Origin of the sequence: Corynebacterium sp. HMSC036D02, from assembly GCF_001836165.1 — a bacterium.
Lineage (GTDB): Bacteria > Actinomycetota > Actinomycetes > Mycobacteriales > Mycobacteriaceae > Corynebacterium.
This window is the reverse complement of record NZ_KV827648.1, coordinates 240,555-250,017: the sequence shown is the minus strand read 5'-3', so window position 1 is coordinate 250,017 and position 9,463 is coordinate 240,555. Positions and strand designations below refer to the sequence as shown.

Below are 9,463 nucleotides of genomic sequence, written 5' to 3'. Positions count from 1 at the left end.
CCTCACCAACACATCCTGTCGTTTAGGCCGCAAGCTTGTGCATGCGGCGCGTTAGGCCCCGACCAAGGCTCCTTGAGCAAGGGGACCAAAGCAAAGGAACCATCTGTAGACCCAAATCCAGAAAACCCCAGGTGATTACATGCCTTACTTCGCATAAGGTTCCTATAGTTTGGTTCCTTTGCAGCGCGCCCCCTACTCGAACGCGGGAGCCTCGAAGCCATCTTCCTTGAGCCACTCCACGTGCGGCGGGGTGTTCATGCCCCATTCGGTGCGGGCAAGCAGGAAGGCCTCGTCCACCTCGGGCTCCGTGTAACCGCCATCGCGCAGGTACTGACGGAACCCGTTGGGCCCCGGTTCTTTGATCCACAGCCACACGTAGTCATCCAGGGTGCTATCGCCCAGAATGTCCTCCATGCCCGCCGGCAGCAGCTCGCGCCCGGCACGTACGCGCTCCTCCAGGTCCTCATCGAAGAAGTCGTAGAGATAATCCAGGCCCTCTTCCCGCTGGGCGTACTCATAGGCTTCCATGCTGCTCCGTTCTACACCGTTCCATCCCAGACGAAGGGCTCGCGTGAAAGCTTATCGGGACTAAAGCGCTGGAGCAGATCCTTTGCGCTTTTGAGCCCCTCGGCGTCATATCCCAGGGAGTGAGCGAGTAGGCGGATCACATCGCTTACCTCCCGCTCCGGCTCCGCGAGTAACTGGCGGAGAGTCACCGCCCCATCGCGCTTGGACAGGCGGACGTTGTTCGAATTCAGCACGAGCGGCACGTGGACGAACTCCGGCTCCGGATAGCCCAGTTGGTGCGCGAGGTGCGCCTGGCGCGGGGCCGAAGACAGCAAGTCATCGCCGCGCACGATCTGATCTACGCCTTGGAAGGCATCGTCGACAACAACCGCCAGGTTATAGGCCCAGTCCATGCCCTGGTTCGGGTCGGCCGGGGGCTGCCCGCCACGGCGCAGGATGAAGTCATCCACCTCCCCGGTGTACTCGCCCGCGAAGGCGTCGTGGATGGTGAAGGAGGAAACGTCGGCAAGCAAGCGTATGGCTGGCACGCGGTTCTGGGCGGCGAGTTCAGCGCGTTTGGCGGCCCGTTCATCGTCGCTAAGCGCACGGCACGTTCCCGGATACTGCCCGGGGATGGCATGCGGGGCGCGGGAGGCTTCCTGGATATCTTTGCGCGAACAATAACACTCGTAGGTAGGAAGCTGCGCCAGCGCCGCCTCATAAGCCGCGTAGCGATCCTGCTGGTAAATGACCTCCCCATCCCAGTCCAAGCCAAGCGCGGCAAGGTCCTCTAACTGACGCTGCGCCGACTCCCGGGAGGAGCGCTGCGTGTCAATATCCTCCACGCGCACAAGGAAGCGGCGCCCGCTGCTTCGGGCGTAGAGCCAAGCCAGCAACGCTGTGCGCAGGTTACCCAGGTGAAGATCGCCGGACGGGCTCGGGGCATAGCGCCCGGCGGGGCTGAGAGAATCCATGCCCACGAGTCTACGAGGAGGCCCGCGCGCGTCGGAGTCCTCTACTAGAATCTCCCCCATGGCTTCTGACGCGACGTATCCCCTGCTTGATTCTGCCGACGCCGAGCGCATGCTCGCCTATGCGCGTGCCCAGGCGCCGGGGCTTTCTCTTCCCACCGATGAATCCGCCCACATTGATGAGCAGATCAACCGAGTACTCGCAGATGACAGGTTCCTGGGAAGCGTGGAGGACGCCCTCCCCGCCGCCCAATACTTGGAGGCCCGCGAAACCCTTCGCGTGGCTGCCGGCACCATCGAGAACATCGACGATTCTCTCACCATTGCCTCACTAGGCGCGCTGACCGGACAGCCCGCGCTCGTGGCTACCGGCTATACCCGCGTGGCCCGCGCCTGGTTGGATAACAACAACACTGAAGAAGCAGAAAAATTTGCGGCCAAGGCAGCTGCAGCTGGCGACGACACGGCGTTGAATGAGATTTCCGCAGCGCGCACCGCGGCCAGCCAGAAAGACTTCTCCGAATCCGCTCCCGCCAGCGCGGAGGTGTCCTCCGGATCCGCAAGCAACACATCGCTGGCCGAGCTACAAGAGCGCCTAGAATCCGCCAAGAGCGGTGATGCGAAGACACACGCTGCTGAGTTCGTGGCTATCAACGACGCCGTCACCGGAGGAGATTTCGACGGCGCAGGGGCCACGATGGGTGACATCCTCCGCACCATCCTCGAATCCGCCGTGGGCGCGCTTTGGGCATCTAATTCTGCCGCCGACTGCGAGCGCGTGGCTACGCAATCTTTCACCATCCTCTCCAACGCACGCGCGGACGAGGAGTACCAGCAGCTCCCCGCAGTGATGCTGGCCCGCTTCTATAGCGATGCTGCACAGCACTCTTCTTCAGACTTGGAGCAGCGGGTGGCCTGCTTTGCCGCTGCTGCCCGCGAGTTCCAACGCTGCGGAGACCTCGATGGCGAACTCCATGCTTTGCTCAAGACCGTGGCCCTCGACATTCGCCACAGCGATCCAGAGGAGGCCTATGACATCCTGGCCTCGCGCTACGTGGATTCGCTGAAGCTCGAGAGTCTTCCCGTATCTGCCAAGTGGACCGTCCTGTATTCCGAAAGCCTCCGCGTGCAGGCGCAGGACATGTTTAAATCCACCCAGGTTTTGCTCGACTTCTTGGACCGGCACCCTGTCTCCGAAGCGACGACGCCGTCGGAGCACAACGCCATGGCGGAGGTCGCCGAGCTTTTAGGTGATCGCTACTCTTCCGCCGACGCAGCAGACCGCGCGCGCAAGATGTACCACATTGCGTTCAACCTCTTTGCCGCGGCCAACAATGTCCGCGCGCTCGAGGAGCTGCGCAAGAAGGCCTAAGCCCCGCTATGCACGGGGCCTAGCCTTATCGCGCTTGGCCGCCGAACCACTGCCGGTTCGCCGGCAGCCACAGCAGCACAATGACCACCGCCGATGCAATGGACGCGGGCATGACCGAACTCGCCGGAATGAGCAGCACCACGATGGCGCTGATAACGGTCAGCGCAATCCGCGCGGACTGCTGCGCGTGCAGCACATAGGTGGTGAGGGCGCACACCAAGAGAACCAGTACGGCGAGTAACACGCCTAGCTCGGTGGAGAGCTGGTCCGTGCGGCTTACCGCCGCCGGGCTGTTTTCAAAGGCGATGAGCCGGCAGATGTTATATACCGCGTAGCTCGTGATGAAGACCTCCAGTACCGCTGCAATCTTCAGCGGCCACGGTGCCCATTGCGCCTTCATATCAGCTGCGCGGCGGGTCTGACGGACCGATTCGGTGACTGCACCGTAGCGATAGTCCGGCGCAGGTGCGGCAGGCGAGCCCGGCTGTGGTGCTCCTGGGGGTTGTGGGCTGCCGAAGGTCATGACACATCCTGCGCAAAAACGCCGCGGCGGCTCAGCAGCCAGCGGATGGGATCCAAAACGCGGTAGGGCGCAATGCCGCTGCGCGCTAACTGGCGACCCGTCGGGGCCTCCCCCAACGCGGAGACCACGAAGAAGCTACCGTCGCGCGGTGCTGCCGAGTAGAGCTTGTTGATGAGGTCATTAGCACCCAAGAAGCGCAAGAGCGATTCGGCTTCAAGGTGGACCATCCAACGGTCCGAATCGCGGAAGTTCCATCCGGTATCCCTACGGAAAGCGGAGCCGCGGTTGGCCATGAGCTTCTTCCAGCGCACGTCATCCACCTGCTCAAGTTTCTGCACCGTGTCGAACTTCGAGATGGTCACGGCCAGCGGCGGCGGAGTATCCGTATCGAGCAGCGCCAGCAGGTTGTCCAGAACCCGCAAGGAATCCGCACCGAGCTCACCAATATTGGGAATCAGGCCGTGGATAAAGTCCTGAATCTGCTGCACACGCAGCGGGTCAAAGAGGAAAATCACCAAATCCGCGTGGGAGAAGAACGCGAGGTTCTCACGGTCGGCTTCGCTCTCCGGAGGATTCTCCAAGTCCTCACCCGCCACGTCACGGAAGACCAAGTAATTCATGCGCTCGTGTCCCTGCTCATCAGGCCACTTGCCGAGCTCAAAAATCAGCGGGTCGCGCTGGTAGGCGTCGGTAGCCACCGCGCTCGGCGTGGGGTCCATGGCACGCATCTCTTCAAAGAGCGGCTTCTCATAAACCTCGGCGTAGCGCTCGCGCGTGGATTCATCCGCCGCTTGGACGGAGCGGTTGTGCTTGTGTGCCAGCTGCTTGAGCTGCTTAATCATCACCGCGGTGTAGAGCGACTTACCGGAGTTACGCGCACCGGCCATGGCCACGCAATGTGTCACGGCGTCGGTCCATCCCTGCGGCAGCTCCCGGTTGGTGTACGGGCTCACCGTCACACCATCCTCGAGCGGTTTAAAGGTCCACGGGCAACGTGCCTGGCTCATTAGTTCCTCTCTTTCAGCATGGCGGTGACGCGATCGGTCAATTCCGAAAGCTCCGTGTTCGCGCCGGATTCGAGCTGCTTGACGACGTCCTCGTCGATCACCGCATAGGCCACATGAGCCGGGGTTCCGTTGATGCGCGCGAGCTCCAGTTCCTGACGGCCGATGGCGCTCGTGATGAGCACGACGGTGGGGACTTGGGTCTCCAGCATGGAGGCCACGGGAGAGTCGGTGACGTAGATGACCAGCGAGGACGTGGAAGTGAGAGTCGGCAAGCGCCACGGCCGCTGGCCTACGCGCTCCGCTCCACTATCAATCACACCCGCGATGAAACGGGTCAGCTCATCCACCTTATGGGTCTCGATGCTGTCCTGCCCGTCAGTGGCGCGGAAGTGCCGGAAAGCATCAGAGAGCGCATCGATGTATTTGGCGGTCGCCTCGACGATCTTCGGTGTGACATTGACCTGCATGGAGGCGGAGCCATCGACGACCACGGTGACATCATCGAGGCCGGCGACGTCCAGCTCCGCGCGGCGCATCTTTGAGCGCACCTCGCGGGCAGAATCTGTAATTCCTGCACCTTCAGTCGTGCCGAATGCTTCCAAGCGGTAGCTACCGGATTCCGGCGTGACCTCAGCGAGGCGTTCGGCGGAGTCCTCGGCGGCGTCGATAAGCACGCGCGGGAACGTCACCGAATCACCGGCGTTGCTTACCGTCAGGCGGACCTCGCTGCGCAGGCCGAAGGTCCCATTCCGCTTCGGGCGTACGACGATGGTGGCGCGCTCAGGCAGGGAGTGCACCATGATGGAGAGGTCGTGGACGCGCACGGCATCAACGCCTTCTCCCAAAATCGCCAGCTCCATCGAGGCGCCACCGGTTCCCATCTCGAAGGCTTCGACGCGCAAGATGCCGTCTGAGCCGATGCGGCGGGACTCTCCGTCCCGCAGTGTGTATTTAGCCATGACGCTTCTCTCCTTCTCTTACCTTCCAGGGAATCCTGTGTTTTGACCGTGACCGGGAGCGGCTCCCCGGTGCTGCCATGCTGTGTTCGGTTCAAAAAGCGATGGTCCTGGTCGCTGCTGCATGGGCGCTGAGCGCTCCGCCAGCAACTGTGTCGTGCCATCCAGCAACATGGCGACGCGCCCCGTGGCATAGCGCTCGCAATGATCCAGTGCGATGATTCCCGCAAAGTGCGTAGCGGTGAGGTATCCGATGTGCTCGAGCTCGCGGTTCTCCCAGGGCTGCAGGGCATCCTCTGCCAAGAGGTTGAAATCCCGCGGGAAGTAGAAGACCCAGGAAGCAACAATCGCGGACATCAGCAGCTTGTCCAGCCCCTCACCCAGTGATGATTTGTCGAGGTAGGCCAACTGGATTGAGCGACCACGGTTGACGTCTAGGTGCTCGATCCACCAACGCGGATCGAATTCCTTGAGTCTATGCCACTCCGCGGCGCTGAGCCCAGGAACGTTGGCGTTGCCGCCCGCTGCCGTTGCCGGCGCGGTGTCTGCACCAGCAGACGGCGCGGCCTCCGCCTTCGTGGCAAAGGGGTTCTCCTGCGACGTGCTCAACTCAGGCGCATCGAGGGGATTCGGCGGAATACCCGCAGGGCCAGTGCCCGAGGGCGCAAAAGGTGAGGAGTCTACAACAGGCGCTCCGAAATCAGCTGGGTCCTGACCCCAGGAATCATCAAAGCTTTGGAAGCTCTGCGCGTCTCGCTGTGCAGGTTCGCTATCGGTTGCAGCGTTCTCCTCTGCTGTGGGTGTCGAAACTGTGCGCTGCTCGGCCTGCTCTTGCTGTGGCTCTGGGGCCGCAGACTCAGCTTCTTCCGTGGCACTTGCTTCATAGGAGCTGACGTCTGGAAGGGCCTCATCGAGAGCGAACACGACTGGATTACCGGGGATCGCCGTCTCCGCGAGACGCTGCTTCTCGCTCGGCGGCACCACGAGCATGGTGGAGGTGCTCAGCGGGAATTCATTGATGGCGGCGGCCTTTTCGAAAGTAGAGAAGCCGAAACCATCCTCCCCCACCTCGCGGGCGGTGGCAGCAATCCACAGCGCTGCCTGGTTATCCGGGGCCACGAGAATGACTAGGCCGTTGCGGGAATTCAACACCGTGGCCATGGCAGAAACCAGCGCACGGTTGAAGCTCGGATTCGGGTTCGGGGTTACCGCCTTGAACGGTGCGGGAAGCTTCTCTGGGTAGCGGAACTCGCCATCCAGAAACTCTTCTAGCAACACGTCCGAGTGCAACGGTCCGCGCGCTGAGATCTTTTCCGGAATCTGTACCTTGTCCACCTCGTAGATGGAAAAAGGCGCTGGGACGTCAGGAGAAAACAGAACCGTCGCCGGTGTCGGCGGGGTTCCCGTGCGCGAAATCGACGTGTAGGTGAAGACGTTGCCTCCGCGGCCGGTCGCATCCAAGCCCGCGGGGACAGACACCATGGTGACCCACTTTTCCGCCTCAGGGGTGAGCGCAAAGACCGCGGTACGACGAACCAGTTCCGCGCGCTGCTGGGCAGAGGGGAAATCCGGGATCGTCGTGCCGTTATTGAGAGAGGTCGGTACGAAGGACACGAGCTCAGCCAGCTCTTCCTGGGTGATATCACCGGCCTTCTGACCTACTCCCCAGCCACCGGCGCGGCCATTGGCACGGGAAAATGATGCATAGCTAAAGGCGCCGCCCATAACTACTGGCCTCCTTGGAAGTACTGATCCTGCGAATAATCCTGCCCGTAGTTCTGCTGCTCGTAGTTCTGCTGCTCATACTGCGCCTCATAGTTAGGAGCCTGATTCTGCACGGGTGGGTACAGCCCCAGCCTGTAGGACACATCGCCTTCTACCACCACAGCTTTATCCGATGCGCTCAGCGTCGAGGAAGCATCGCTGTAGCTTTCCGCGAAGCCACTGAAGGCATCATCACCGCCGAAGCTGTCGAACGAGGTATCAACCTGGCTATCAAAGCCCTCGACGGCGAACAGGCGGATGAAGCCGCCGCGCTGAATGCGCTCCCCGAGCGACACCGTGAAATCTGGGTGCTGCCCGCGCATCGGGCCCAAGCCATGAGCCACGTGCGTGGTGCTCTGCAGGTTGGTCTCCACAATGCCGAGTGCCTCGCCGTCTTCGGGGAAGAGCGGCAGGCGGTCAGCACGGTAGACCACCTGGCAGGAGAACTGGCGCTTATCGCCGTTGCCCAAACTCCAGAGGAACACCCTGACTTGGCCTTGGGAGTTATCGACCTCAAAGTCATAGGTCACTGGGCGCAGACCCTCGTACTGGATCACGCGCTCGTTGCCCTCGGTGCGCTTGCCCGCGAAGACCGCGTAAGGCTTCAGCCGCACGGTATCGCCGTGCTGATCGAGGTGCAGGCGGATGCCTCCCTGGAGGTCGTAGTCCTCTTCGCGGATCTGATCGTGCTCGCGGTTGGTGGAGTACTCCACCGCCGTCGCGCCCTTCGGCCAATCGAAGGTGATGAGCTGGCTGTCCACGCGCTCAATGAGCCGGAACTGGTCATCCTCAATAGACTGCACGCGCTGCAGCACCTTGGATTCGCCCACCCAGGCATCAGCATCGTTGAAGTTCACTGGGGTGATGTACACCTCGTACCAATCTGGCGGCCACGGCACCGTGGTGGTTTGGAAGGAACCCGGTTCGGACACACCGCGGGTCTCACTGATAGCACTCGACAGCGCGCTTTCGACGTAGGTCTTCGGCACTGCGGACGTGCGCAGGTCCGCCTGCGGAGCGGTGGGCGTGAGATAAATCTTTACCTCGCCGGTCTTGGGCGAGTACCAATCCACCTCGATGGTGTCCTGTCCATATTCACTGCGGCGCTCACAACGGGAGAGCTCCAGCTTCTCCAGCTCGCTGGCGAGCTTCACGGAGCGCTGGACTGCGACTTCGTCTTGGCTTTGCTCAGTAGCGCCGTGGAACTCCGCCTGGCCCAGCAGAGAGATGACGACGGTCTGTCCGGTCTCTTGCACCGGAATAGTCGCTTTGCGCCCGCTGCTGTCCACGTCTTGTTCGAAGCGTGGGGACAGCTTTTCCTTCTCGCTATCGCGGCAGGCATAAACCATGGCGCTCGAGTGTCCCGGCAGCAGGTCCCAGGACACCTGGATGGCTCCCTTGATAGTGGACACCTGAACATTCACCGGCGGGAAGACCACGCCCGTGTCTCCCATGAATACCGGCTGGCTGTTGACGAGCTCGCGAAGGTTGCGGCCCTTATAAGCCCATACCGCGTAGTGGCGCAAGCCTGTCTCGCCCGGCTCGTGTTCGCGGTACGCGGTTCCCTTGGTGTAGACGAGGGTGTCACCGGCATCCGGGGACGCCACCATCTCTGCGTCATCGGCGACGACTCGGTAGAACACCACCTCATCCGGTGCGTGCTCCAGCTCCGGCCACCACAGGCGCACCGGATGGCGCTGATCAGAATCCTCCGGCTCCGGTTCTGGTTCTATGCCGTATCCAGGCTCTTCTTGAGATTCCTGCTCCAGCGCCGCCTCTTGTGGCACCTCAACTTCAAAGTCGATGCCAGGGGCTTCCCAGTTCGGGTCCTGGCGGAACTGGTACTCCGCCTTAATCCCAAAGTCTGGGATTTTGATGTAATCATCTTCGTTGACCTGAGTCTTTTGCTCTTCCTCAGCCTGCAGTGCCTCCCACTCGGCGAAGAAATCGTGCGGCTGTGCCGCTGCTGGCACCGGTTGGGGTTGAGCCGCAGAGCCTGCCTGCGCTACACCGCCGGCTGCAGCGGCACGCTGTGCTTGCTCGCGTTGGCGAGCCTGCGCTTCAGCTTGTGCGGCGCGCTCGCGTTCTGCGCGCTCCTGTGCCGCCCTCTCTTGTGCCGCGCGTTCCTGCTCGGCACGTTCTTGGTCCACCACAGCATTGCGCGCCTGCGCGCTCATCTCCGGATACTCCACCGCTTCGCCGTTATACGCGGCGGCGATCTGCTCGGCGAACTGCCTAAACGGCGCTGATACAGCCGCGCGCACATCGTCGGCGTTTACGCGCTTGAGCTGGTGCAGGGACTTAAGCTCACTCAGCGGCACATCCGCAATCGAAGGTTTCTGGTTGTGTGTCATCAACGTTCC

At 62.0% G+C, this 9,463-nt stretch carries 8 protein-coding genes; 1 reads left to right on the top strand and 7 read right to left on the bottom strand.

Annotated features, from left to right (window positions below):
* Positions 1-192: 192 nt before the first annotated feature.
* Positions 193-528, bottom strand: a complete 336-nt coding sequence (locus HMPREF2743_RS01330) for a hypothetical protein (protein ID WP_070525204.1) — start codon at positions 526-528, stop codon at positions 193-195.
* Between the two features lie 11 nt (positions 529-539).
* Positions 540-1,481 (bottom strand): tRNA glutamyl-Q(34) synthetase GluQRS, encoded by a 942-nt coding sequence (gluQRS, locus tag HMPREF2743_RS01325; RefSeq protein ID WP_070525275.1) that lies wholly within the window; start codon positions 1,479-1,481, stop codon positions 540-542.
* 58 nt (positions 1,482-1,539) lie between these two features.
* Here gluQRS and HMPREF2743_RS01320 point away from each other — a divergent pair, with 58 nt between their 5' ends.
* Positions 1,540-2,850: a hypothetical protein gene (locus HMPREF2743_RS01320; protein ID WP_070525202.1), complete on the top strand. Its 1,311-nt coding sequence runs from the start codon at positions 1,540-1,542 to the stop codon at positions 2,848-2,850.
* A 25-nt stretch (positions 2,851-2,875) separates the two neighbouring features.
* Here the strand turns inward: HMPREF2743_RS01320 and HMPREF2743_RS01315 are convergent, their stop codons facing one another.
* The 5 genes from HMPREF2743_RS01315 to HMPREF2743_RS01295 are packed head-to-tail and all read right to left on the bottom strand — an operon-like array spanning position 2,876 to position 9,454.
* Positions 2,876-3,373, bottom strand: a complete 498-nt coding sequence (locus HMPREF2743_RS01315; RefSeq protein WP_070818057.1) for a hypothetical protein — start codon at positions 3,371-3,373, stop codon at positions 2,876-2,878.
* Positions 3,370-4,380, bottom strand: coding sequence for a TRAFAC clade GTPase domain-containing protein (locus tag HMPREF2743_RS01310; protein ID WP_070525198.1), 1,011 nt, complete (start codon positions 4,378-4,380; stop codon positions 3,370-3,372). The genes HMPREF2743_RS01315 and HMPREF2743_RS01310 overlap by 4 nt, the downstream gene beginning before the upstream one ends.
* Positions 4,380-5,339, bottom strand: a complete 960-nt coding sequence (locus HMPREF2743_RS01305) for a hypothetical protein (protein WP_070818056.1) — start codon at positions 5,337-5,339, stop codon at positions 4,380-4,382. The genes HMPREF2743_RS01310 and HMPREF2743_RS01305 overlap by 1 nt, the downstream gene beginning before the upstream one ends.
* Before the next feature lie 18 nt (positions 5,340-5,357).
* Positions 5,358-7,061: a GAP1-N2 domain-containing protein gene (locus HMPREF2743_RS01300; protein WP_070818055.1), complete on the bottom strand. Its 1,704-nt coding sequence runs from the start codon at positions 7,059-7,061 to the stop codon at positions 5,358-5,360.
* A gap of 2 nt (positions 7,062-7,063) precedes the next feature.
* Positions 7,064-9,454 carry a SaeA-related protein gene (locus tag HMPREF2743_RS01295; RefSeq protein WP_070525194.1) on the bottom strand — a complete coding sequence of 797 codons (2,391 nt, stop codon included), beginning with the start codon at positions 9,452-9,454 and terminating at the stop codon, positions 7,064-7,066.
* Positions 9,455-9,463 lie beyond the last annotated feature (9 nt).